The 23,250-nt window shown below is 42.6% G+C and carries 24 protein-coding genes and 1 riboswitch; of the genes, 7 read left to right on the forward strand and 17 right to left on the reverse strand.

Annotation, left to right across the window (positions count from 1 at the left end; all coding sequences use genetic code 11):
• Positions 1-276: 276 nt before the first annotated feature.
• Positions 277-1,164: a CPBP family intramembrane glutamic endopeptidase gene (locus tag V6984_RS17500; RefSeq protein ID WP_342756888.1), complete on the reverse strand. Its 888-nt coding sequence runs from the start codon at positions 1,162-1,164 to the stop codon at positions 277-279.
• A complete protein-coding gene (locus V6984_RS17505) occupies positions 1,161-1,814 on the reverse strand; it encodes an HAD family hydrolase (RefSeq protein WP_342756889.1) in 654 nt (217 codons plus the stop codon). Before V6984_RS17505 ends, V6984_RS17500 begins: the two co-directional genes overlap by 4 nt.
• A 206-nt stretch (positions 1,815-2,020) precedes the next feature.
• On the opposite strand from V6984_RS17505, the gene V6984_RS17510 reads away from it, so the two are divergent.
• Genes V6984_RS17510 through V6984_RS17520 form a run of 3 tightly spaced genes read left to right on the forward strand, consistent with a single transcriptional unit; the run spans position 2,021 to position 4,412 of the window.
• Positions 2,021-2,809, forward strand: a complete 789-nt coding sequence (locus V6984_RS17510; RefSeq protein WP_342756890.1) for an ABC transporter ATP-binding protein — start codon at positions 2,021-2,023, stop codon at positions 2,807-2,809.
• 10 nt (positions 2,810-2,819) lie between these two features.
• Entirely contained in the window at positions 2,820-3,623 is an 804-nt protein-coding gene (locus V6984_RS17515; RefSeq protein WP_342756891.1) for an ABC transporter permease, read from the forward strand.
• A gap of 15 nt (positions 3,624-3,638) precedes the next feature.
• Positions 3,639-4,412: an ABC transporter permease gene (locus V6984_RS17520; RefSeq protein WP_342756892.1), complete on the forward strand. Its 774-nt coding sequence runs from the start codon at positions 3,639-3,641 to the stop codon at positions 4,410-4,412.
• Between the two features lie 65 nt (positions 4,413-4,477).
• Here the strand turns inward: V6984_RS17520 and V6984_RS17525 are convergent, their stop codons facing one another.
• Positions 4,478-5,302: an endonuclease VIII gene (locus V6984_RS17525; RefSeq protein WP_342756893.1), complete on the reverse strand. Its 825-nt coding sequence runs from the start codon at positions 5,300-5,302 to the stop codon at positions 4,478-4,480.
• A 371-nt stretch (positions 5,303-5,673) separates the two neighbouring features.
• Between V6984_RS17525 and V6984_RS17530 the strand changes: the two genes are divergently transcribed.
• Together V6984_RS17530 and V6984_RS17535 are read left to right on the forward strand one after the other, a co-directional pair.
• Positions 5,674-6,006, forward strand: a complete 333-nt coding sequence (locus V6984_RS17530; protein ID WP_342756894.1) for a DUF1801 domain-containing protein — start codon at positions 5,674-5,676, stop codon at positions 6,004-6,006.
• Between the two features lie 47 nt (positions 6,007-6,053).
• The gene (locus tag V6984_RS17535) at positions 6,054-6,437 is read left to right on the forward strand and encodes a YkvA family protein (RefSeq protein WP_342756895.1); all 384 of its coding nucleotides are present in this window, start codon (positions 6,054-6,056) and stop codon (positions 6,435-6,437) included.
• Here V6984_RS17535 and V6984_RS17540 read toward each other — a convergent pair.
• The 5 genes from V6984_RS17540 to V6984_RS17560 form a co-directional block, all read right to left on the reverse strand.
• Entirely contained in the window at positions 6,427-7,731 is a 1,305-nt protein-coding gene (locus V6984_RS17540) for a putative ABC transporter permease (RefSeq protein WP_342756896.1), read from the reverse strand. The two genes, V6984_RS17535 and V6984_RS17540, sit on opposite strands and share 11 nt — an antisense overlap.
• A 41-nt stretch (positions 7,732-7,772) precedes the next feature.
• Entirely contained in the window at positions 7,773-8,207 is a 435-nt protein-coding gene (locus V6984_RS17545; protein ID WP_342756897.1) for a MarR family winged helix-turn-helix transcriptional regulator, read from the reverse strand.
• Between the two features lie 60 nt (positions 8,208-8,267).
• Positions 8,268-10,127: an ABC transporter ATP-binding protein gene (locus V6984_RS17550; protein ID WP_342756898.1), complete on the reverse strand. Its 1,860-nt coding sequence runs from the start codon at positions 10,125-10,127 to the stop codon at positions 8,268-8,270.
• Positions 10,127-11,902, reverse strand: a complete 1,776-nt coding sequence (locus tag V6984_RS17555) for an ABC transporter ATP-binding protein (protein ID WP_342756899.1) — start codon at positions 11,900-11,902, stop codon at positions 10,127-10,129. Before V6984_RS17555 ends, V6984_RS17550 begins: the two co-directional genes overlap by 1 nt.
• A 399-nt stretch (positions 11,903-12,301) precedes the next feature.
• Positions 12,302-12,823 (reverse strand): isochorismatase family cysteine hydrolase, encoded by a 522-nt coding sequence (locus V6984_RS17560; protein ID WP_342756900.1) that lies wholly within the window; start codon positions 12,821-12,823, stop codon positions 12,302-12,304.
• 120 nt (positions 12,824-12,943) lie between these two features.
• Between V6984_RS17560 and V6984_RS17565 the strand changes: the two genes are divergently transcribed.
• The gene (locus V6984_RS17565) at positions 12,944-13,894 is read left to right on the forward strand and encodes a YafY family protein (RefSeq protein ID WP_342760041.1); all 951 of its coding nucleotides are present in this window, start codon (positions 12,944-12,946) and stop codon (positions 13,892-13,894) included.
• A 268-nt stretch (positions 13,895-14,162) separates the two neighbouring features.
• Here the strand turns inward: V6984_RS17565 and V6984_RS17570 are convergent, their stop codons facing one another.
• The 6 genes from V6984_RS17570 to V6984_RS17595 all read right to left on the reverse strand — a co-directional run bounded on the left by V6984_RS17570 (position 14,163) and on the right by V6984_RS17595 (position 19,553).
• Positions 14,163-14,309, reverse strand: a complete 147-nt coding sequence (locus tag V6984_RS17570; RefSeq protein WP_342756901.1) for a hypothetical protein — start codon at positions 14,307-14,309, stop codon at positions 14,163-14,165.
• A 62-nt stretch (positions 14,310-14,371) separates the two neighbouring features.
• Complete coding sequence (locus V6984_RS17575) at positions 14,372-15,577, reverse strand: N-acetylmuramoyl-L-alanine amidase (RefSeq protein WP_342756902.1); 1,206 nt, start codon at positions 15,575-15,577, stop codon at positions 14,372-14,374.
• A 15-nt stretch (positions 15,578-15,592) separates the two neighbouring features.
• A complete protein-coding gene (locus tag V6984_RS17580; RefSeq protein ID WP_342756903.1) occupies positions 15,593-15,793 on the reverse strand; it encodes a holin in 201 nt (66 codons plus the stop codon).
• 321 nt (positions 15,794-16,114) lie between these two features.
• Positions 16,115-16,417 carry a hypothetical protein gene (locus V6984_RS17585; RefSeq protein ID WP_342756904.1) on the reverse strand — a complete coding sequence of 101 codons (303 nt, stop codon included), beginning with the start codon at positions 16,415-16,417 and terminating at the stop codon, positions 16,115-16,117.
• 129 nt (positions 16,418-16,546) lie between these two features.
• Entirely contained in the window at positions 16,547-17,638 is a 1,092-nt protein-coding gene (locus V6984_RS17590; RefSeq protein WP_342756905.1) for a hypothetical protein, read from the reverse strand.
• 1,018 nt (positions 17,639-18,656) lie between these two features.
• Complete coding sequence (locus V6984_RS17595; protein ID WP_342756906.1) at positions 18,657-19,553, reverse strand: hypothetical protein; 897 nt, start codon at positions 19,551-19,553, stop codon at positions 18,657-18,659.
• A gap of 242 nt (positions 19,554-19,795) precedes the next feature.
• Here V6984_RS17595 and V6984_RS17600 point away from each other — a divergent pair, with 242 nt between their 5' ends.
• The gene (locus V6984_RS17600) at positions 19,796-20,266 is read left to right on the forward strand and encodes a cupin domain-containing protein (RefSeq protein WP_342756907.1); all 471 of its coding nucleotides are present in this window, start codon (positions 19,796-19,798) and stop codon (positions 20,264-20,266) included.
• Between the two features lie 212 nt (positions 20,267-20,478).
• Here V6984_RS17600 and V6984_RS17605 read toward each other — a convergent pair whose 3' ends face one another.
• The 3 genes from V6984_RS17605 to V6984_RS17615 form a co-directional block, all read right to left on the reverse strand.
• Positions 20,479-21,165, reverse strand: a complete 687-nt coding sequence (locus V6984_RS17605; protein WP_342756908.1) for an energy-coupled thiamine transporter ThiT — start codon at positions 21,163-21,165, stop codon at positions 20,479-20,481.
• 80 nt (positions 21,166-21,245) lie between these two features.
• A riboswitch (TPP riboswitch) is annotated at positions 21,246-21,357 on the reverse strand.
• Positions 21,358-21,519: 162 nt separating this feature from the next.
• The gene (locus tag V6984_RS17610; protein ID WP_342756909.1) at positions 21,520-22,374 is read right to left on the reverse strand and encodes a patatin family protein; all 855 of its coding nucleotides are present in this window, start codon (positions 22,372-22,374) and stop codon (positions 21,520-21,522) included.
• Between the two features lie 43 nt (positions 22,375-22,417).
• Entirely contained in the window at positions 22,418-23,248 is an 831-nt protein-coding gene (locus V6984_RS17615; protein ID WP_342756910.1) for an energy-coupling factor transporter transmembrane component T, read from the reverse strand.
• Positions 23,249-23,250: the final 2 nt, after the last annotated feature.

Here is a 23,250-nt window from a genome sequence, read left to right on the forward strand (position 1 = left end):
GGCGCAAAAAGCTCTTAATACGCTTCTTTGCGACCTATGCAATTACTATACACCTATTTTTTTATGCTGTAAATAATTATTTTAGCCATTATTGTCTGATAATTTGACTATTTGATTATTGTATTGATTATTGTCAGACTTTTATTAATATTTTCTCACTATTTTATTTCGGATTTATTCTCGATAATCGTCGTTTTTTCCAGATAAATTCTAGGTTTCAGACTCTATATAGTCCGAAATTTATCATTTAAAAAAAATAAGACTTCTGGAAAAATTTTAGATATATTTTTTTTGTTTCCACATGAGAAAAAGGCTTATGAATGAAATTGTCAGAAAAATAAAGCAATTTAACATAGTAGCCATTCCTGTCAATCCCTGACTGCTGTATGCAGTCATGAAAACGCTCAGATTAGCCAGAGAATGAAAGAGAACGGGAGCAGCGAAGTTTCCGAACAGTTCGTAGGAAAAGGTAATCGCTATTCCGAGTATGCAGCCGTAGATTCCTTGTACGAGATTACCGTGATAGCTGCCGAATAATATGCCGCAGACGACAATGGATAGTACGGAGTTGAAGTATCTTTTCATTCGGTTGTAGATAAGGCCTCTGAATACAATTTCCTCGGCAAGCGGGGATAAAATACCGTAAATGACTATGCCTGCGGCAAAAGCCACTCCGAATTGCCTGGATGCTATGTCCTGATAGGCGGCGGATCTTCCTGCGATTCCGGTGAGCAATAGGAGAATATTGGTTCCCATAGCCAGCGTTATTGCAAATATTGCCAGCAGAATGTACGATATGAAAGCGCTTGTTCCGGATGTTGCCTGATTTAATGCCCGGAACTTTGCTTTGGACGTTGTCTGAAGCGCTGCCTGGGAGGCGTTTTTCCCGGGACTTTTGCGAAGCAGCTTGGCAAGCCGGAATTCTGTTTTAGCCATGGGCCAGACGAAGGCCATGCCTATTAACAGGGAGAGGGCATTTAGGACGGCGTTTATTGTCTGGGGATGGGCAAGAATGTATTTCGCGTAACTTCCTCCCAAACCTAAACTCATATTCATAAGAAATGCAAGCAGTACCTGTGCTAAATCGTGAGCGATGAAATATACCACGAAGGGCATGAGTATATTCCATGTCTTTTTTAATGAAGATTCCGGTTGGGGTGTCATTGTATCAAAAGCCTCCTCAATTCTTCTACTGTGTTCACGATATAATCGGCTCCTGCTGCCTCCAGTTCACCTTCTCCCGCATAGCCGAAGGTCACTCCCACAGTTGTCAGGCCGTGTTCCTTCCCTCCGAATACATCGAATTCCCGGTCGCCTATCATTGCAGTGTGTTCCTTATCTATGCTTGCGGAAAGCTGGCGAAGGGCTTCCTCTACCACTTCTTCTTTGCTTCCTCTCACACCGTTTAGCTCGCTTCCTACCACAACGTCGAAATATTGGCGGATTTCAAAATGATTTAGGATTTTTTCTACGAATACGGTGGGTTTACTGGATGCTACCGCCAGCACCTTCCCTTCATTTTTCAGCGCTGCCAGCATCTGTGCTGTACCCGGATATATTCTGTTCTGAAAGATTCCTGTGGGGGAAAACCATTCCCTGTATTTTACGATTGCTTTTTGGGCCTGCTCTTCATTGAAGCCGTAATATTTCATGAAGCTGTCCTTAAGCGGAGGACCGATGAAGGGCTCCAGCTTGTCCAGATCAGGCTCGTCAATTCCAAAAGACTTAAGTGCATATTGTACCGATGTCGTAATTCCCTCCTTGGGATCCGTCAGGGTTCCGTCCAAATCAAATAACAAATACTTGTATTTCATTCCATTTCTCCTTGTTCATTAACCATAACGGAATTATATCATTATACCTTCTTGACGCGCAACCCCGCCCGTGATACACTATCCTTCACTTATAATTATCCACTGCATTAATTGTCACAGCCTTTTTTGGCAAAATCCAAAATTATAAACCGACTTGGCAAGATATAAGTAACTGTAAATTATATTACTACTAAGAGGAAGCAAACATGATTACACTGGAACATGTAAGCAAGACCTACAAGGTCTCTAAACGTGACGCAGGATTTTATTCGGCATGCAAGGCTCTATTTCGCAGAGATTATGAATATATCCATGCGCTGGATGATGTCTCCTTTTCCATCGGAGAGGGAGAAATGGTCGGTTATATCGGCCCCAACGGAGCCGGAAAAAGCTCTACCATCAAAATTCTAAGCGGTATACTTACACCGGACAGCGGTACTTGTCTGATCAATGGACGCGTTCCGTGGAAGAACCGTATCGAACACGTGAAAGACATCGGTGTCGTATTCGGTCAGCGCACCCAGCTATGGTGGGACGTTCCCGTTGCGGATTCTTTCGAGCTGCTGAAGGAAATCTACAGGATAGATACCGCCTCCTACTGCCGCAATCTGGAACGGCTCACTTCCATGCTGAACCTTGCGGATCTGCTGAAAACTCCTACGAGACAGCTTTCCTTAGGTCAGAGGATGCGCTGTGAGATCGCGGCCTCGCTTTTACATAATCCCCGCATACTTTTTCTGGACGAGCCCACCATAGGATTGGATGCCGTATCGAAGCTTGCCGTCAGAGAGTTTATTTTACAACTGAATAAAGAAAATAACACTACTGTCATTTTAACGACTCACGATATGCAGGACATCGAGTCATTGACCAATAGAGTCATTCTGATAGGCAAGGGGCACATCCTCCTTGACGGAACTCTGAGCGATATCCGGAAGGATTTCGAAAGTACCGAAGCAGCACTGGCGGATTTTTACCGCTCTTACGACATATAAGGAGGCCGGTATGAAAAAATATATCGCATTTTTCCGCCTCCGCTTCTCTATGGGACTTCAATATCGAGCCGCGGCTGCCGCGGGAGTCGTTACCCAGTTCGTTTGGGGAGGGATGGAAATCATGATGTTCCGCGCTTTTTACAATACAGATCCCGATGTATTCCCGATGACGTTTCAGGCTACCTCCGCCTATATCTGGATGCAGCAGGCATTTCTTGCATTGTTCATGGCCTGGCTTATGGAGAACGAAATCTTCGACTCCATCGTAAACGGCAATGTCGCCTATGAACTTTGCCGCCCTATCGATATATATAACATGTGGTTTTCCAGAAGTCTCGCCAACAGAATTTCCAAAGCGGTTCTCAGATGCATGCCTATACTCCTTGTGGCAGGCTTTCTGCCTGCGCCTTATGGAATGATGCTTCCCGAAAGCCTTCCGGCGTTCATGCTCTTTTTGCTCACCATGCTTACGGGAGCAGGGGTAACGGTAGCTTTCTGCATGCTCGTGTATATGATTTCCTTTTTCACAATATCTCCAGCCGGAATCCGTATCGTTGCTGTTTCGACGGTGGAATTTTTCTCAGGAGCAATTATTCCGCTGCCCTTTTTTCCTGAAAATATCAGGAAAATACTGGAGCTGCTTCCCTTTGCTTCGATGCAGAATGTTCCTCTCCGGATTTACAGCGGGGATTTGATCGGCGCTCCCATGTGGAAGGCGATTTTGCTCCAGTTCCTATGGCTTATGATTCTTGTTCTCATAGGAAAACTCTTGAATTCCCTCGCAATGAAGCGTATCTCGCTGCAAGGCGGCTGAAAGGAGACGATGAAAATGAAATTATACGCCAAATATTTTCTTATACACATTAAAAGCATTATGGGATATAAGACCTCTTTTTTGCTCACCTGCATCGGACAATTTCTTGTGTCCTTCAACGTATTTCTCGGCATATACTTTATGTTCCGGCGATTTTCAAGTGTCGAGGGCTTCACCTACAGCGAGGTTCTGCTTTGCTTTGGCATCACACTCATGGAATATTCTCTGGCAGAGGCCTTTGCCAGAGGCTTCGATATGTTCCCGGAGATGATCAAAAAAGGGGAATTCGACAGGGTCATGGTACGTCCAAGAAATGAGATCCTTCAGGTTCTCGGCAGCCGCTTCGAATTCACCCGCATCGGAAGAATACTTCAGGCAATCGTCATGTTCGCTTATGGCATTGCAAACAGTAACATTTCATGGGATGTTCAGAAAATAGGCACTGTAGTCCTTATGCTGATTGGCGGTACGGCTGTTTTTACCGGCATTTTCCTCATCTATGCCGCCCTATGCTTCTTTACCACGGAGGGCCTGGAATTTATGAATGTGCTGACGGACGGAGCGAGGGAATACGGCAAATATCCGGTGAACATTTATGGAAAACGGGTTCTTCAGTTTTGCACCTTCATCATCCCATATTCTTTGATTCAATATTATCCGCTTTTAAATTTATTGGACCGGGGCAAGCCATTCTATGGCCTGCTGCCGCTTCCTGCATGTTTATTCCTCCTTCCCTGCCTTCTGCTATGGAAGTCCGGAGTAAAGCATTATACTTCCTGCGGGTCCTGAAAAAAGGAGATTGCCTCCGGAGTGGAAAAGTGTGTGAAAGTAATATCCCGCATTTTCCGGCAAAATCAAGCCCGCTGGCACTGAGAACAAAAATATACCGTTCCTCCCAGATAAGCCGTCTTCTGTATGGGATTACCGCAATATGGACATGGACCTCCAAGTGTCTTCTTACTGAGCTTAGTGCGGTATCCTCCGGCCTGTCCGAAGAGATTTTTCTCAGTATCTCTTCCGCCCTTTTCCGTCATCTCCCGAAGAACATTCGAAACTGCCGTATATAAACGCTTCCAATCCACTTCGCGCAGACTGCCGATTTTCTGTTTCGGATGGATTCCGGCCTCCAGAAGGATGTCCTGCAGTACGCCGTTGCCAAGTCCCGGAATCCTCTGCTCGGTAGCGAGCATCGCCTTTGCGGAAAGCTTCCCGCTCAACTCCTCTCTTAGCGATTGGAAATACGGGTAATCGAAGCCTTCCGTTCCGGGCATGGGCTTCTCCTTCGCCACAAGATAATAAAAATTATCGTATTCCCCTGACCGAAACAGAAACATCGAACCATACATCTGGACTGTACATATGAGAGAGCTTTCATCCTCAAAGGTTATCCTCATCTGATATCTTTCGGGAAGCTTTTCTCCCTTTTCAAAATACCTTATATTTGTTCCATCTCCCACCGTAAACCTGTAGTCCTCCGCTTCCATCTCCACCATGCTTCCGATCCCATGGATTTCTCCTACGGTCTTTCCCTGAAGCTTTCCGGCATACTCCTGCGGATCGTCGGTATACCAAGCAAAGGAATGCTTCGTATGCCCGGTCTCTACCTCCGCTATTTTCTTTCCTTTGACCGTATCGGTCAGTTGCTTTGCCAACGTTAGACTTTCCGGTATCTCTATCATTTTTATGCCACGCTCCTTCCACGCTTTATTTACCTTCCCAATATGTCTTGATATCTATTTTGATTCCTGAACTTATCCTTAGGGTGTGTCTGAAAATTGCTTGTACAACACTAAGCGAATTATTCGGTTCGACACAATAAAGCTTTCAGGCACACCCTGGAGATATTATAACATTTTAAGTAGTCAACAGTATGTCATATTATATTTTTATTCGGATATTCTTTTGTTGAATCATCTGTTTTATATAAAAATGATGTCACAAATCGATTCATTATATGGTAAAATTGTAGTGCTGAGATGATGTTGCATTTTTCTTTCGAACATTATACCTTTGCCGAAATTTGCAGGTATTGAAAACGAGGAGGATTTTTATGAATCAGGATATTCAAAGCTATATCGATAACTATAACGAAGAAATTCAATTATTGTTTAGCAGACTGCGGGAGAACATCTATAAAAGCGTATCCTGCGAAATAGAGGAAAAGATGTGGGCGAAGCTGCCAAGCTTTTATGCAGGCGAAAGGTTCGTCCGTCTTATTCCGTTTAATGACCATGTCAATGTAGAGGCTGCTGCCGTTGTCGATTATAAATCTCAACTGAAAGGTTATAAAGTCACGCCAAAAGGAATGCTGCAAGTTTATCTTCATCAGGAAGTTCCGTATAAAATAATTCAAACTATATTTACAGAAACGTTAGATTGTTGACTTCAAAGACACACCCTAACTATATATAAGCAAAAAGAGGTTCATTTATGAATTTAAGCGAAAGAGCAAAACAGTTGAAAACCGATATCCCTGCACTTTTTTTAGCTTTAAAAAGTCCGGAAACGCCGGTTATTGCCAAAATCCTGGCAGGAATCACCGTAATTTACGCCCTCTCTCCCATCGACTTCATACCCGATTTTATTCCGGTACTAGGCTATCTGGATGACGTTATCCTTCTTCCCGCGTTGATTTCTCTGACAATAAAATTCATACCAAAAGAAATCTTTCAAAATTGCAAAGCGGAAGCCGAACATATCTGGCAAAGCGGGAAACCGAAGAAATGGTACTATGCCATACCTATACTTCTTGTCTGGCTGCTTATCCTATGGCTGATAATAAAAACGGTCTTTTTCTACAGAATCACGAAGTAGTTTTAGCATTCGGATAGATTCTCTCCATTACCTCATCGCTAAAACGCTCATCTATCCATTCCTCCAGCCTGCTCTCCGGGCTTACTCCATACGCTCTTTCCGTATAGCGTGTCAATGCCATCCCGGACATGGCTATATTACAAATCATAAACACGAGAAAAGACCATGTGAAAACTTTCCCTATTTTCATCGGAAGTTTTTCTATTTTTTCCGACAAAACCGGATATAGTCTTTTCAGCCAGATGACCGCCGCTATTCCCCAGAAAAAACAGTATAGCAGGTTGATTCTTCCTCCCAGATTAAAGGGAATCTCGCTGTAGTCCCAAAACACCTGGCCGAACACGGCCTCCGTAAACACGCTGCATAGGTATTCATACACACCCCCAAGTACAGTTCCGAACAGAAACACGAAACTGTCCGATTTATGCCTATGGTTATGTAAAAGAGCGGTAGCCAGCACGATTGCCAATCCCCAGACAATGCTAAAAGGGCCCCATACCACACTGCTGCGACTCATCCACACTCCGGCAGTGAGTCTGCAAAATATCGTTTCGATAATGTCCCCCAGAAAGGCTCCGATAAAAAACAACAGGACCAGCTTATAAAATCCGCAGCCCTTTGCAAATACTGTCTCCTTTACGCAGCTTTTTTGCTGCTTCTGCCGCTTGGGGTAAGCCCGTTCCATACGCCTATTGATGTAATCCGCAATATAGTTTCCAAGGCGGATACTGATATTTCCCAGCCGGTGTTTCATCTTTTCCGCATTGGGGAACCGCTCCTGTATTCCGGCAGCAACCATATAAGAACCGGCTCCGTCCATGATCATTATTGCCGCCACTGTCCAGAGGACAATTTTCATAACGGTTGCCGGAAACATTTCATAGAAACTTAAAAGCAACGGATTCACATACTTAAGTCCCAGTACTCCCAGGATTCCCCAGGCCACAGAGTATTGAAGACAGACATATCCGTCCAGATTCCATTTCTTATTGGAGTAATTCCACCATCGGCTTTGCCCTGTCTTTTCCAGCATATGTGCGGCTATCCACTCGATTACCGTGCTAACGCTCATACATCCCAAAAACAGGAAAATCCACGATTCCTTTAGGTCGTTAAAACCTACAGTCATAATGACCGCACAGATACCGTATACGACACAGAACGGTCCGCTCAATATACCTCTGTTAGAAAATACCTTCGTCTTTATAACCGTTATGCAGGTTTCTCCCAGCCATCCAATAAAGGAATACAGAAGAAACAGCCACAATAATTGATAAAAAATACTTTCTCCCATTAAAACCTCCTGCAACCAGCCAAATAATGCCTTTCCTATAACTATGAAAGGATGCCCTTCTCAAGATTCTCACAAACCTTCATAAGAACCCTGTGAAAAGTCTCCATATCCTCCCGGGGAATATTCTTGCCAAGTATACCTTCCAACTGTTCGAAAGCCGCCCGGATATTCAATGCCTTTCCCCTGCCCTCTTCCGTCAGGCAGATGAGGGTAGAGCGCCTGCTCTCAGGATTGATTTCACGATTCAAAAGCCCCAGCTTTTCCAGATTATCGATAGCCCTCGACATCGTGGTGGTATCCATGTGACAGCGGACGGAAAGCTCCTTCTGGCTTATATGATCTTCCTTTAGAAGATTATTCAAGATTCCGGCCTGACCCTGGCCGGGCGTCAGCCCATTATCCAGAAGCACCGGAGAAATCAGCTGTTTCCGCGCCTTTTCTTCACGTATAAAAAGTTCTCTTATGCTGCTGCTCATTATAATCCACTTCCTCTCTTATATCCGTATTCCTCTTACTTTCGCTTATAGCAAATTTCATCAACTCAATTCAAACTGACCAGTATAAAGCTGATAATATCGCCCTTTTTGCGACAGTAGCTCTTCATGGTCGCCCCGTTCTATGACCTTGCCCTGTTCCAGAACAAGAATCGCCTTGGAATTGCGGACGGTAGACAACCTATGGGCGATTACGAATACTGTACGGTCCTCCATCAGGGTATCCATGCCCTTTTCGATCAGCTTCTCCGTACGGGTGTCGATTGAACTGGTAGCCTCATCCATTACGAGCACGGGCGGCTGAGAAATTGCAGCCCTCGCAATCGCCAGGAGCTGCCTCTGTCCTTGTGATAAATTTGCTCCGTCACTTTCTAACAGAGTATTATAGCCTCCCGGCAGTCTTTGAATGAAGGAGTGTGCATTGGCTAACTTTGCAGCCCTAACCACGTCCTCCTCGCTTGCCTGAAGCCTTCCGTAACGGATATTATCGGCTATGGTTCCGGTAAATAAACGGGTATCCTGAATAATAAGAGAAATGGAGCGCCTTAAATCAGACTTTTTAATGTCCCTGATGTCAATTCCATCATATGTAATCTGCCCTTCCTCTATTTCATAGAAACGGTTGACCAGATTGATAATGGTAGTTTTTCCTGCGCCGGTAGAACCCACAAAAGCTATTTTCTGACCGGGCTTTGCATACAGATTGATTCCGTCTAGTATTGTGTGCTCCTTCGTATATCCGAATACGACGTCGTGGAAACGCACGTCTCCCTTTAAGGGCACATAGGAAAAACTGCCGTCCGCCTGCTGTATTCTCCATGCGAAGGCTCCCGTATACGTATCGCTTTCCCGAAGCGTGCCGTCATCCTCTCTCCTTACTTTTTTTAATGTAATGGTTCCTTCATCAATTTCAGGCTCTTCCTCCATCATCGCAAATATCTTTTCCGCACTGGCCAAAGCCACCATAAGGAAATTAATCTGCATGGTAAACTGATTCATGGGCATTGCACTTTGCCGTACATATACAAGATAAGAAGCCAGTGTCCCGATATCCGTAAGACCCGCCAGCGCAAACAGTCCTCCCACACATGCCGAAACCGCGTAATTGATGTAGGAAAGCGCCACGATGGTGGGAATCGTCTTTGCCGTATAAGTAAAGGCCTTCGTAGAAGCTTCCCGCAACTTTTCGTTCAACTCGCTGAACCTCATAAAGTCCTGCTCCTCGTGATTGAAGATTTTCTCCACCTTCTGCCCCGCTACCATTTCCTCTACATAGCCGTTAATCGCTCCCAGATTCTTCTGCTGAGCGGAGAAATACGCTTTGCTCATCTTGCCGTTATGACGGATATACAGAAGCATAAAAGCCGAAAACACTATGACGATAAGTGACAGACGCAGATCCAGAATGATCAGCATAACAATCGTTCCAACAGAGGTTATAAAGCTTTGAATGAGCAGCGTAAAACTATTGTTCAGGGCCTCCGATATGGTGTCCACATCGTTTGTAAAATGGCTCATCAAATCACCATGGGTATGGGAGTCGAAGTAGCGCAGCGGAAGCTTTTGCGTATGCTCAAACAAATCGCTTCTGATTTCCGATACTATCTTTTGGGAAACATGGACCATAAGCTTATTGTAAAAATAGCAGGTCAACACTCCCGCCCCATATATAACTCCCATGATAACTATCATTTTCATAAGTCCCGGTATATCTCCCGGCATAATATAATCGTTTACCACGGTTTTTAATAAATAGGTACCTGCGATACCGGAAGCAGAGCTTATACAGACGAATACCGCAATCACAAGCAAAGAAGCTTTATGCCGTCCTAAATAACGAAGAAGCTGCAGCAAAGCTTTCTTCGCATTTTTCGGTTTTACATTAGACGTAGGTCTGGCCATTATAAATTACCTCCTTGCGGCTGCTGCAAGCAGTCACCAAAGTCAGGCAAATCTGCCTCCGATTCGTTGCCTTCACGGTAATAAATATCGCGGTAGATTTCATTATCCTTCAGCAGGGTCTCATGGGTTCCTATGGCATTTATTTTACCGTCGTCAAGAATTATGATCTGATCCGCATCCATGATAGAGCTTATCCGCTGGGCGACAATGATTTTTGTCATTCCCGGCAGTTCCTTATCAAGCGCCTCCTTTATCCTTGCTTCCGTCGCAGTATCCACAGCGCTTGTGGAATCATCGAGAATCAATACCTTCGGCGCTTTCAGTATGGCGCGCGCTATACATAAACGCTGCTTCTGTCCGCCTGATACGTTAACGCCTCCCTGCCCCAGCTCAGTGTCATATCCATTTTCCAGACGGCCGATGAATTCATCCACACAAGCAATACGGCAGGCACGCTCTATCTCCTCCAAAGAAGCATTCTCCTTGCCCCACAAGAGGTTTTCCCTTACCGTGCCTGAAAACAGCGTGTTTTTTTGGAGTACCATAGCAATAGAATCCCGCAGCTTTCTTTGAGTAAATTCATAAATAGGATGCCCGTCGATAACAATATTTCCCGCAGTCACATCGTAAAGCCTCGGTATCAGCTGAACCAGAGTGCTCTTAGAAGAACCGGTAGACCCGATGATTCCCACAGTCTGCCCCGATTCAATATCCAGCGAAATATCGGACAATACGTATTCCTTTGCAGTTTCCTTGTATTTAAAATATACGTGTTCAAAGCGGATGCTCCCGCTTTTCATTTCGATATTCTTTGCCAGTTCGTCCTTAATGGCAGGCTCCTCTTCCATTACTTCCAGGATTCGTTTCCATGAAGTCAAGGAACGGGTGAACATTAAAAACACGTTGGAAAACATCATAAGGGAGTTCAGCACTTGGAGAACATAGCTTAAGAAGCTGGTGAGGCTTCCTACCTTCATTCCTCCAATTGCCACCAGATTTCCACCAAACCAGAGAATGCTTATAATCGTTACATACATTACGAATTGGAATGCAGGCATGTTAAGAACCGCCAAAGAAAAGGCTTTTTCAGAATTATCCCTAAGATTCTGATTTACTTCTTCAAATTTGGCAATTTCATAATCCTCCCTGACATAAGCTTTTACTACCCGGATCGCTGCCAGATTCTCTTGGATAATACGATTTACATAATCCACCGCCGCCTGCATTCTCGCATATAGAGGGCGGACATTCCTGACAATAAAGAACAGGCTGATTCCAAGCATAGGAGCTGCAATCAAAAAAACTACTGCCAGCGCCGCGTTGATTTTAAAGGATAGAAAAATAGCGATAAACAGCATGACAGGAGATCGAAATCCCGGCCGCAGACCGTTGGTAATCGAGTTCTGAATGGTCGTAACATCGCTGGTAAGTCTTGTAACCAGAGACGGAACACTGAATTTATCCGTGTTAGGAAAGGAATAGGTCTGCATTTTCTTAAATTCCGCAGCCCGGATAGCCGCTCCAATCCCATTGCCGCAGACGGCAGTAAATTTGGCATATAAGTTTCCAAGCCATAGAGAAATTACCGCGCAGGCCACCATCTGGAAGCCCTTCCACAAAATGTAGCTTTTATCCCTGTTCACAATCCCAACGTCGATAATATCCGCCATAATCATAGGAATGATAAGCTCAAATACCGTCTCTACCTCAATACAAATAATTGCCAGAATCAGTTCCTTTTTATAGTCTTTGGCATAGACTAAAAATCTCTTCATAATAGATTCTCCTAAATTATCGCTATCACAATTGTTGCATATGCATTAATTGTAACAGCAATAATTATAGTACTATGTATGTGTATAGTCAAGAGAAAAAGGCGGCTATTTATTTAACTATCAATGAGGCAAACCTACCGATAATCGGCTTTATGACGGGGAATAAAAGCAGAAACTTCCTCCTGATAACGATGCTCCATGTCTTTGAGTATCGAGTTGAAAATGTCTTGCTTTCCGCTAACCAGACCAACTAAGCAAAGTCAAGCCTTTTCGAATAAAAAATAATAAAGCAAAAATGAACAAGACAACCGGAGCCGCCTATGCTTTAGTGGCCCGAAGTCTTATCGTTTGCCGCCAGGCGCTATCCAAGGTCAACAGGCCTTCTTCATCGACTGGAGTTCAGCCGTGTTTCTGTGCTTCAAAGATGTGATTAGCTAACAAATCATTTAAACTAATTATTTTACTGCCTTTACTTTCATAATAGCGCAGCATTTCGTCGATTTTTCTTTTATCATAACTTGTAATGCCATCTGATAATACATTAACGCTATAATTTGCTTTGCGTAAGTTGTAACAGGTTGATTTAACACAAGCAACAGCATCTGCTCCTGTTATGTAGAAATCGCATATTTCATTTTTACCAATAAAGTCTGTAAATTCTTCACTGCTTAATGCGTTTCCTTTGTATTTTGTAAAAATATTTTTTGATACTATTTTCAAATCTGAAACTAATTCAGCCCCATATGTATTTGGTTTAAAAGTCCTCGTGCCGGCTGATAAATTTTCATGCCTTATATAAATAACATGAATATTATTATTGACTGCCCAATCAATAGCTTTATTGATATTGTCAATAATATCCTTATAATTCTTTGTTATGTCATTTTGAATATCAATTATTACTAAGGCTTTTTTTTGCATAGTGTCTCCTCCTGACAGGTACATTGATTTGTTTGCTTTTTTATTGTACCACGCAATTGTTGACAACAGTATGGCAGCAATCTATAATGATAAAAAGAATTTTTGAAAGGCGGCTATCAGATGAAAGTTGACCGGCTTGTTAGTATTATTATGATACTCCTTGATAAAGAACGTATAGGTGCACAGGAGTTAGCAGATATGTTTGAAGTTTCACCCCGCACAATCTACCGCGACATAGACACTATCAACATGGCGGGTATTCCTGTTCGCGGGGCATCGGGAGTGGGCGGCGGCTTTGAAATCATGCAGAAATACAAGATTGATAAAAAGGTGTTTTCGACTGCCGACCTTTCCGCTATCTTGATGGGGCTTTCCAGTCTTTCCAACATGATACGAGGTGATGAACTGGTAAACGCCCTTGCGAAAGTCAAGAGTTTTATCCCCGCCGACAGAGCGAAAGACATTGAATTAAAAGCAAATCAAATATATATAGATTTAAGTCCGTGGATGGGCAACCGGAACATTCAACCATATTTAGAAATTATCAAAACAGCTTTACAGGAAAGTAAGCTGCTGACCTTTGAATATGCGGACCGCTACGGAAATAAAACCGTACGAACAGCCGAACCGTATCAGCTTGTATTGAAAAGTAGTCACTGGTACCTGCAAGGGTATTGCCATAAAAGAAATGATTTTCGCTTATTCAAGCTGTCCCGCACATCGAATTTGCAAATACAAGAGAAATTTTTTACACCACGAGATTATCAAAAACCGCAGTTCGATTTTACTGATATTTTGGCAACTATGCAAACAATAATCAAGATTCGCATTCATAAATCTATCATGGACAGGGTACTTGATTATTGCACTTATGAACACTTTTCTCCAGACGGTGATGAGCACTACATTGTTAGTTTTCCTTTCATAGAGAACGAATACTACTACAATATTCTTTTCAGTTTTGGGGATAAATGCGAGTGTTTAGAGCCGTTACATATCCACACAGAAATGAAACGCAGAATACATGATATAGCTACCTTATACGAAAGCTCGCGAATAAATACGCCCTGATTCCGGCTGTTCACTTCCGCCATGCACTCTCGTATGGCAGCTAATTCTTCATGGATTATCATGATATGAACCCGCAAAATCCTTTTTTTGACATAATATTTTAGCCCCCATGATTCATTTAACTCGTTCTAATTATTGGGACAGAAAAAGCAAAAAAGCAAGCGTATCGTCCACTTTGAACAATACGCTTGTTTTAAACATTTTTCCTTGGCAGCAGCCCATAAACAATATAGTTTTCTTATACCGTCTTACGCAGGGCTGCCTTTTCTTATCTTTTCTGGTTAATGGGATGTATTCCTTCTTCTCTGACATTGTGCCCTGAGTTTTGATTTTCGGGTTCTGACTTTTGCGTAATACTATTGTACTTATCATGATTCTTTTGCCGATTTTGCTTTTCCTGCTTTTTCTTGTCCATGCGATTCACCTCTGGAATAGTATGCGTATGGCTTGAAGAAATATACTCCGAATCATCCCTTATCACATAGAAGATTCCTCATTCGTATCATATAATTGTAACATAGAGATCACACCGATCTTTTCAAGCTTTTTAACAAGACTCTCCGCCTTGTTTCGGCTTTTATATGCACCAAGCTGCACGATCCATTTCTTTCCTCCCGGGGCAATCTCATCATCTGCTGCATCAAATCTTGTAAGATCATATTTTTCTATGTAATCATTGATAAGGGACTCCGCATAAGTCAAGGAAGTAGCATATCCCAAATCCTGCAAATACTGGCATACAAGTACATATTCCGCACAACCGATTATAGGCCCATAGCGCAGCGTTTTTCCGCCGTCCGTGCTCCTTTCGGATATGTAGGTGTTGTGGTCCAGAATGGACTCTTCCCAGCTTCCATATGCACGCCATTCGGTGTTGTCAACTATGTAATAGCTTCCGTCAGACCGCTGTTCCGTGGCAGCCTTGATATAGGTTTTGCCGGTCCAGCCATTCTTTTTGATTCCGAACAAAGCATTCGCCTTCTGTGCTAGTTCCGAAGTACCTCTTGCGGATTCCTTTATGGCTTGAGCCAACACCACAGAGGGCAGCATTATTTTTCTGTCTATCCAGTCCTGCCTTGCGACTTCGCCTACGAACTCCATAAAATCATCCAGGGGCATGTCGTGCTCTTCTTCCGGTACCGTCTCCGGCGTTACCGCATAATCATAGATACCGTTAAAGATGGCCTGTGCTATAGTATCCGCGCCACCTATTTTATTATAGAGATCTACATCTGCCTGATTATCACAAAAGCATACCTCAATCAGCATGGCCTTTGCTTTTGTCTTGTTAATGACATAAAGCCCGCTGCCGGCTTTCACTCCGCGGTTTTTAAATCCATAAGCGGCAATGTTATTGCAAACGTCCAACGCATCCTGATACTGTCTGCCCTCGTAGGTATAGACTTCTACACCTTGTCCGGTGTGGGACGCCGAAGCATTGAAATGGATACTGATAAACCAGTCCAGATCTTCCCTGTTCGCTAACGCCACCGCTGCCGCAAGATATTCATTCTGTGTACCCGCTTCATCTATCGTACAATCAACCACTTTTACACCTGCGGCACGTAATTTCTCCATGAGAGAATATCCGACAAGCCTCGTGTGGTTAGATTCCTTGATGAGGCCCACAGCGCCATAACCGGCACCGCTTATCGTATGCCCACAGTTTACTCCTATTGTCATAGTATACACTCCTTACTATTTCAGCTCCGGCAGCCCTGCTGTTGAGGTCAGGAGGGATAATATCCCGGCCAGTACTGATGCGGATGCTACCACCGTCCAGTTTACCTCCGACATGATTGCAGCGGTACCTATGGTAGCTACTGCCGTCTGGGCTACTGTTTTGACTGCTCTTATGCCTGCTGCCTTTAACCAGTTTATGAGTTCATTATTTTTCATATTCTTTCTCCTTTTTTATAAGATTGTTATTAGACGATTGTGGAACTCCTGACTTTTATTAATTCTATGTATGATTCCATGATATTAAAGCAACTTTTCCTACAAAATAATTATAGTAGAAAACAAAACTGTTTAAGAGCAGCGAGTTTTTGTTTTCTGCTATGTTTGACGGGGATGTTCAGTGAATTAGAACTTCTTATATATTTGAATTCGGCGCAGGAGTCTTTTGGGTTTGATTCAGTCGATTCGATATCTGAAAAAAGGACCTTTGACGCCCCAGTCATTATATATAAAAATTTATGTAAGACTATAGTTCTGCAATCATCTAAAAATTGTTGCTATTGTTGTTATAAAGGCCCCCACAATCCCGCCTGCAAAGGCCGTAATGATAGCCGCCTTTACTTGACGGTTGGTCTCTACCGGCACCTTTTCCAGCATTTCCAAACGAACTCCCTGCTTTTTTTGCTCCTCCAGCATGTTCTCCATGTTCACTGCCATTTTATTGACGGATATGGCAAGTTCCTGAATAACTTTGCTTTCCGCTTCAAGTTCCTTGACCCGGTGTTTCAGAGAGGCTATTTCGTGTTCGTGCGCTTCCAGTTTTACCGCGATTTCTGTTTCCATCGCATTCCTTCTTTCCTTAAGTTTTAGAGCCGGTAAAGATTGCTCTCTAGCCGGCTCTTTAATTCTGTTTATAAATTTCCTATAATATTAACTCATCCCTTATATTTGTGCTTTAAGGTATAATACAAATTATACAGCAGTATATACTACAACTATTTCTAAAATACTTAACATATCATATCCAACAGTTGCATTAGTCGTGAAAGTAAATGTCGCAGTATTTCCGGATGATGATACCGACGTACTTAACGTTCCTAATTCCGTATTTGAATTGGCAGATGCCACATATTGAGCAGATAAAACACCTGCATATATAGCTTTATAACCGGACTTCGATATATCTAATGTTATACCGTTTTTTCCTGCTGAAATATTTGTTGTAATTTTTTCTGCAAGTATCCTGGATTGTCCGGCATTATACCCTGCGTTATATTGAGCCGTATTATCCACACCTGTTCCTGTTATTTTTACTCCATTTACCCATGCCGTCTTGCCTGTACTTAAGTTATCTGCTGTAGCTGTGGCAGCTGTCTGACTTGCCAACGAATTAGCAGTAATACTACCGCTCCCGTTATGATATCCGACCGGAATAGTGTAAGATTGTCCTGCATTCAGTGAAGCATTAACTGCCCCTCTATCTGCCATTGTTCCAGATATTCCTACAGCATTATTATTTGTAAAGGTATATCCGCTTAATACATGCCCTGGCGTTGCAGTTCCGACTTTTGTAGCAGCTACTCCATCATTGTATTTTTTATTTGCCACTATCTCAATATTTTCCGCAATGACATTGGGACCTGCATTACCGGCTGTAGCACATCCCAATTCTGTCACTTTACCAGCAATTGTGTTACAGCCATTCTGAAAAGACGTTTTAAATCCTTCAAATTCAGTATCTAAATCTTTAATTTTATCGTCAAGCGCTTTACCCATGATCGCGTCTAATGCTTTACCTTCAATTGTCGTGGTTAAGTTTGCAGCCAACTCGGGAGTTTCGCCTACCGGGCCCTGCGGTCCGACATCACCCTGCTCACCTTTTTCACCCTTCGGTCCCTGAGGTCCTTCCGGGCCCATCTCACCGTCTTTACCATCAATTCCTTCTGCTTTTACACCGGTATCTTCATTTCCAACATACCAATTTCCATTTTCACCTATAATTGGTACAGGAATAATGCCGCTGGCATTACCGTGTATGTTTACTACTTCAAAACCTTTTTTCATAATAATTTCCTTTCACTATAAAAGTTGCTAATTAATAAGTTCCTCACATGTGTTAATGATAATATAGAACATATGTTCGATTATTGCAATAGTAAATATACTAAAATTTATTTTGCATATTGAGTTACTTGAGATATAATATATTTTCATCTGTGATAATCTCAGATACTATATTAATTCTACATGTTCCGGTGAAAATAGAAATTCTATTACTTTGGGCAATAAAGTTAGGCCTATTTACTACACTTTGATTCAAATATACTCTCCTTAATATTAAAACAGAATATTCGTTCTGTTTCCGATGGATAAAGCCTATAAAATTAAAAAACCTCAAACCATGAAAAATTCACAGACTCGGGCATTCTTCTACTCTTTTGCATTATATTATTTTAAATTACAGATTCCTCCAGTGTTATCGTATAATCACAAATACCATTAAAATAGCCTGCTCTTTGGTGTCAAAGCTGCCTATGCTATTATAAAGAACAGCGTCCTGCTCGTTATCACAAAAGCAGAGAGGTTATTGCAAAAATTCAAAACATCCTGATACTGCCTGCTCTCGTAGGTATAGACCTCTACACCTTGTCCGGTGTGGGATTGGCGACACGCTGAAATGAATACTGATAATCCAGTCCAAATCCTCCCTGTTCGCCTATGCCAATACGGATGCTACCACCGTCCAGTTTACCTCCGACATGATTGCGGCGATACCTATGGTGGCTACTGCCGTCTGGGCTACTGTTTCGACTACTCCCTTCTTTCCTTAAGCCTTAGAGCCGGTAAAGATTGCTCTCTAGCCGGCTCTTTGACGTACTTTTTAAATATCTGTTATAATTACTTAGTAATGTTATATATAGGCTCTGCCGGATTGATTACGCAAACATTTTCCTACAACCAATTAACTGGTATTTTATCTTCACAAGTACAAGCTAATAATCACTCAATACAAATGTATATATTGCTCAATACTGGGAAAAAGTGCCACAATAATCCTTGAAAACGACTGTAATGTAGATTATTAAGCTGCTACAGTATACACAGTTATTGAACTAACGTAAAAATTATTTTCAACTCCTGATTTGTAGAGTCCTGTTAGCGTTAAAACACCAGTCACTGCATTATAACTTTTATTAAGCGTAAAAGTATTGGTTCCTAATAATCCACCTGTACGAAAGGGCGAAAAGCTATTGATTTGCACAAAGAAATCTTCTGCTGTTTTCTCTGCATATCCAGCTACAGTACTAAAACCGAATGTTAAGGTTGCCGTATTGGAGCCCTCCCATGTTTGAGATACAATTTGTGGATCACCCAATTTTTTTTTTACGCCGTTTGAAGCTGTAGCATAAAAATTTGTACCGTCAAAAGATATCTTATTATTTCCAAGCCATGTACCAGTAATTGCGTTGATATTAGAAGTTAAATTATTATTAGTGGTCGTAATCTTATCGTCCAACACCTTACCCATTGTTGCATCAAGGGCTTTACCTGTAACCGTCGTGGTTAGGTTTGCAGCCAGCGCAGGAGTTTCACCTATCGGACCTTGAGGACCAGTAGCACCGGTGTCTCCTTTCGGGCCCTGGATACCCGTAGCACCGGTATCTCCCTGGGGACCTTGAGGGCCCATCTCGCCCTGGTCTCCTTTGTCACCTTTTTCACCCTTCGGGCCCTGGGCGCCTTCCGCTCCTGTATCACCTTTTAAGCCCTGAGGACCTTCCGGGCCAACATCACCCTGCTCACCTTTCGGGCCCTGCGGTCCTTCTGGGCCCATCTCGCCGTCTTTACCATCAATTCCTTCTGCTTTTACACCGGTATCTTCATTTCCAACATACCAATTTCCATTTTCACCTATAACCGGCGTTGCAATAACGCCATCTCCACAACTATGAATGTACACTTTCTGAAATCCTTTTTGCATAATAATTCCCTTTCGTTTTAAATTTTGTCAATTAATAGTTCCTCCACATGTGTTAACCATAATATAGAACATATGTTCGGTTATTGCAATAGTAAAAACATACAAAATAAAAAACAATTTTCTATATACTTATTTCAACTTCAATCTATCTTTTTATATAGTATTGTTAGTTAACAGATTTTCTTGTATGATGAATAATAACAGCAATCAAATGAAAGTCAAAAACAGGGGAGGTTTTAAAAATGGATATTAACAATATAGATAGCTTAGCTGAAGAATATCTATGGGAAGATTCCGCAGGGCTCCAATCGAAGTCCTTAGGAGAGGCCGCTGGAAGTCAGAAGATTTATGTGAATATCGACTACGTTCCTCCGGGAGCATACAGCGCAAGATACCACAGCCATTCCCAACAGGAGGAATTCTTTCTGATTCTCTCGGGGGCGGGAACCCTTCGCTTAGACGGAGCGGAGCATCGCATAAAGCAGGGTGATTTTATAGCGAAGCCGGCGGGAAAGGACATTGCACATACCTTCTATAACTCCGGAGAGGAAACACTTGTCATCTTAGATGCCGGAACGAATGAAAGTGAAGATACATGCTACTATCCCGATGAAAATATGTATATGCAAAAATCCAACGGCATTAAACGCATTTTCAACGGCTCGCAGCTGGATACCTCATGGTATCCCAATCCGAATTCTGATTCAAATTAGAATTATACTTAGTCCAAACCCATATTATTACTATCCAATAAAATTTAAATTTTTCTATAAAAAATAAGAGCAGGAAACCTGTTTTCAGATTCCCTGCTCTTTGATATTACAGACTTTCTTCTGTTATTTCGTTTTAAATCCGTCAGTATGCGTATGATTTTACTTAATGAAATCTACCATATCTAAGAAAAACGTAAAATTCTCACAATCCCTTATGAACCTTCCCCAACCGCCATCACTTTCACTCTGGCAAGTCCCTTATTAACCGGCGGAATAGCAATAAGCACCAACGTAAACAACGTCTCCAATCCAATATAAGCTCCATTATACACTAACGAATAAACCGGCGCTGCCATATTATAAGCCGAAGCATAGCTTCCAAAGAATATCATCCCTGACAAAAAGGTAAAGAAATACCGCCCAAGCACACCCAGTAAATATCCCTTTATCAATCCATGCTTCGCATTGGAAAAGACTCCCGAAAGACCCAGCGCCCCAAAAGCAAAAATATAATCGGTCAGCATCTGAGGAATACTGATAATATACGGATCTACAATAAGCTGTAAAAAACCATATGCGATAGCCGCCATCAGTCCTCCCCTAAGGCCGAACCAGTAGCCAATCAGGCAGATGAACAGCATGCTGAAGAAAGTAACCGAACCTCCCATAGGCATATCTACTACTTTAAGCATCGACGTTACCATAGCCAGTGCCATAGCCATAGCGGAAAACACCAGCTGCCTCGTGCTGAACCTTTTGTTCCCATCCTTACCTGAAATAAAACTTGCCACCAGCAGAATTGCCAGCATAACGGCTACCAACACTCCATAGCCAGCTCCCGTGAGTTCGAAATAATTTCCCCACTCTTGATCCACTACTTCCTTTGCAAAAAATGACATAAAAAAACCTCCCTTGTAATTTTAAATCACATGGAGGGGCTCAAATCTTTCTTTTGCATATACAAAAAACAACACTCGTATTTACAAAAAAAGTGCTTTCCTACGCCGGTATTATCCGGTTCAGGTTATGAGGGTTAGAATCCGTCTTACAGAACGGAGTCAGTCTCAGCTATTGCTCCCCTAGCGATTTATTTAATTTGTCTACAATATACGACATACCAATATCTTTGTCAAGTCTTTCTCATAATCTGTTACTGTCCACTCCGTTCTCAGTAACGCATGATGTTCTGCAATGCAAACTTTTTGCATTTAAATTCGCTTCGCAAAGCAGAAATCATCTCCCGAATCGCGTTCTTACTCAGCCAAAAAGTCCTTCAATTCTGTCTTTTTTTCCTCCGCCACTTCATATCCATGCCTGTAATATTCCTTAAGCCGCGATGCATCCGTCTCGTTGTTAATCAGATAGATGTCGTCCGAGGGACGCAGCACAAAAGCCCGCCCTTCCTTCTCCATATGCTCCAGCATATCGAGGGATTGATTGTATCTGGCCGCCCTTCCGGCCACCAGATGAACGAATTTGGGATACTTACGATACAAGAGCCTAATCATGGCAAGGTAGAAATATCTCTGTTTTTTACGATATTTCGTATTCCTAGTGACGACTACGATCACCTTCTTCCATCCCTCTTCTAACGCCTTCCCGATCGGAATCGCATCAGCCATACCGCCATCTAACATGGGAATCCCGTCAATATGGGTCACTTTCCCGATAAACGGCAGCGAATTAGCAGCCCTGCATATTCTCAGGAAATCGTCCTCATCAACGAATTTCTCATGATAAACGGATTCTCCCGTCACACAATTTACCGTACTGGTAATAAATCTCTTTGCAGAAGCGGTAAACGCCTCAAAATCAAAAGGCACTCTCCGTTTCGGAATCTCATCGAACAACAAATCCATATCAAAAAAAGTACCCTTTTTAAAAAAGGTGGAAAATCCAAGATATTTCTCTTTCTCCATCGGCTCGATAATAGCTTTCACTGCGCGCCCTCTCTGTCCCGACACATAATTCATACCGGCGTACGCGCCAGCCGATACTGCCATTACATTGGGAATCTGTATATCATTGTCCAGAAAAAAATCCAGCACACCTGCACAAAACATGCTGCGCATGGCCCCTCCTTCCAATATAATTCCTACATTTTCCAACACTTCATCTCCTGTTCCAAAATACAATTTTCTAATAACCTTTCTATTTCACGAAGGGATTATAAAAACGGTTACCATCGTGAAAAGTAATGATAAGTGCCGCTGCTGCGATGACCACAGTGACACCGATTACGATATAATCAGCTCTTTTTAACTTTTTCCCTGCATACCACGTACGTTTCTTATGCTTTCCGAAACCGCGCAGCTCCATGGCATTGCTCACCACGTCGATACGCTCCATACTGGTAAAGATAAGGGGAAATATAATGGAGGCAACATTCTTTATCCTGCCGAACAAGGATGCCTTTCCTGACATCTCTATGCCTCTCGCCTCCTGCGCATGCTTTATCTGCGTGAAGTCGTCCTGAACATCAGGTATGTACCGAAGGGTAATAGCAACCGCATAGCTTACGTTATAACTGACTCCAATACGGTTTAATGAGGCTGCGAATTCGCTGGGATTGGTAGTAATGATAAACATAAATACCGCCGGCACGATCGTAACATATTTGATCATTACATTGAATTCATAAAAAAGCTGCTCCTTTGTCAGATAATAGTTTCCGAACATGTGAACAATATCCGTCCTGCTGCCGTAAATATTCACTCCTTCATAAGGTGAAAAAACGAAAATGGCAAGCAAATTGAAGATGAGAAAAAACAAGATGAACATAAAAACCGTTCCTACCTGTCTCCACTGAATCTTAGACATCTTATAAATAATCAGACTTCCAAACACCATCGCCAATAGTACCCTCGTATCATAGGACAGCATGCTTGCCATCGTCCACAACAGGAAGAATATAAGCTTGGTAACGCCGGAAAGTCTATGAATCCACGTATCCTTTTCTTCATAGGTCAATATTCTGGCCATAT

The sequence above is a fragment of the Kineothrix sp. IPX-CK genome (assembly GCF_039134705.1).
GTDB classification, from domain to species: domain Bacteria; phylum Bacillota; class Clostridia; order Lachnospirales; family Lachnospiraceae; genus Kineothrix; species Kineothrix sedimenti.

Coding starts and splice junctions, on each gene's coding strand:
- V6984_RS17500 (WP_342756888.1), bottom strand. CDS start 1,164: ATGACACCCCAACCGGAATCTTCATTAAAAAAGACATGGAATATACTC.
- V6984_RS17505 (WP_342756889.1), bottom strand. CDS start 1,814: ATGAAATACAAGTATTTGTTATTTGATTTGGACGGAACCCTGACGGAT.
- V6984_RS17510 (WP_342756890.1), top strand. CDS start 2,021: ATGATTACACTGGAACATGTAAGCAAGACCTACAAGGTCTCTAAACGT.
- V6984_RS17515 (WP_342756891.1), top strand. CDS start 2,820: ATGAAAAAATATATCGCATTTTTCCGCCTCCGCTTCTCTATGGGACTT.
- V6984_RS17520 (WP_342756892.1), top strand. CDS start 3,639: ATGAAATTATACGCCAAATATTTTCTTATACACATTAAAAGCATTATG.
- V6984_RS17525 (WP_342756893.1), bottom strand. CDS start 5,302: ATGATAGAGATACCGGAAAGTCTAACGTTGGCAAAGCAACTGACCGAT.
- V6984_RS17530 (WP_342756894.1), top strand. CDS start 5,674: ATGAATCAGGATATTCAAAGCTATATCGATAACTATAACGAAGAAATT.
- V6984_RS17535 (WP_342756895.1), top strand. CDS start 6,054: ATGAATTTAAGCGAAAGAGCAAAACAGTTGAAAACCGATATCCCTGCA.
- V6984_RS17540 (WP_342756896.1), bottom strand. CDS start 7,731: ATGGGAGAAAGTATTTTTTATCAATTATTGTGGCTGTTTCTTCTGTAT.
- V6984_RS17545 (WP_342756897.1), bottom strand. CDS start 8,207: ATGAGCAGCAGCATAAGAGAACTTTTTATACGTGAAGAAAAGGCGCGG.
- V6984_RS17550 (WP_342756898.1), bottom strand. CDS start 10,127: ATGGCCAGACCTACGTCTAATGTAAAACCGAAAAATGCGAAGAAAGCT.
- V6984_RS17555 (WP_342756899.1), bottom strand. CDS start 11,902: ATGAAGAGATTTTTAGTCTATGCCAAAGACTATAAAAAGGAACTGATT.
- V6984_RS17560 (WP_342756900.1), bottom strand. CDS start 12,823: ATGCAAAAAAAAGCCTTAGTAATAATTGATATTCAAAATGACATAACA.
- V6984_RS17565 (WP_342760041.1), top strand. CDS start 12,944: ATGAAAGTTGACCGGCTTGTTAGTATTATTATGATACTCCTTGATAAA.
- V6984_RS17570 (WP_342756901.1), bottom strand. CDS start 14,309: ATGGACAAGAAAAAGCAGGAAAAGCAAAATCGGCAAAAGAATCATGAT.
- V6984_RS17575 (WP_342756902.1), bottom strand. CDS start 15,577: ATGACAATAGGAGTAAACTGTGGGCATACGATAAGCGGTGCCGGTTAT.
- V6984_RS17580 (WP_342756903.1), bottom strand. CDS start 15,793: ATGAAAAATAATGAACTCATAAACTGGTTAAAGGCAGCAGGCATAAGA.
- V6984_RS17585 (WP_342756904.1), bottom strand. CDS start 16,417: ATGGAAACAGAAATCGCGGTAAAACTGGAAGCGCACGAACACGAAATA.
- V6984_RS17590 (WP_342756905.1), bottom strand. CDS start 17,638: ATGAAAAAAGGTTTTGAAGTAGTAAACATACACGGTAATGCCAGCGGC.
- V6984_RS17595 (WP_342756906.1), bottom strand. CDS start 19,553: ATGCAAAAAGGATTTCAGAAAGTGTACATTCATAGTTGTGGAGATGGC.
- V6984_RS17600 (WP_342756907.1), top strand. CDS start 19,796: ATGGATATTAACAATATAGATAGCTTAGCTGAAGAATATCTATGGGAA.
- V6984_RS17605 (WP_342756908.1), bottom strand. CDS start 21,165: ATGTCATTTTTTGCAAAGGAAGTAGTGGATCAAGAGTGGGGAAATTAT.
- V6984_RS17615 (WP_342756910.1), bottom strand. CDS start 23,248: ATGGCCAGAATATTGACCTATGAAGAAAAGGATACGTGGATTCATAGA.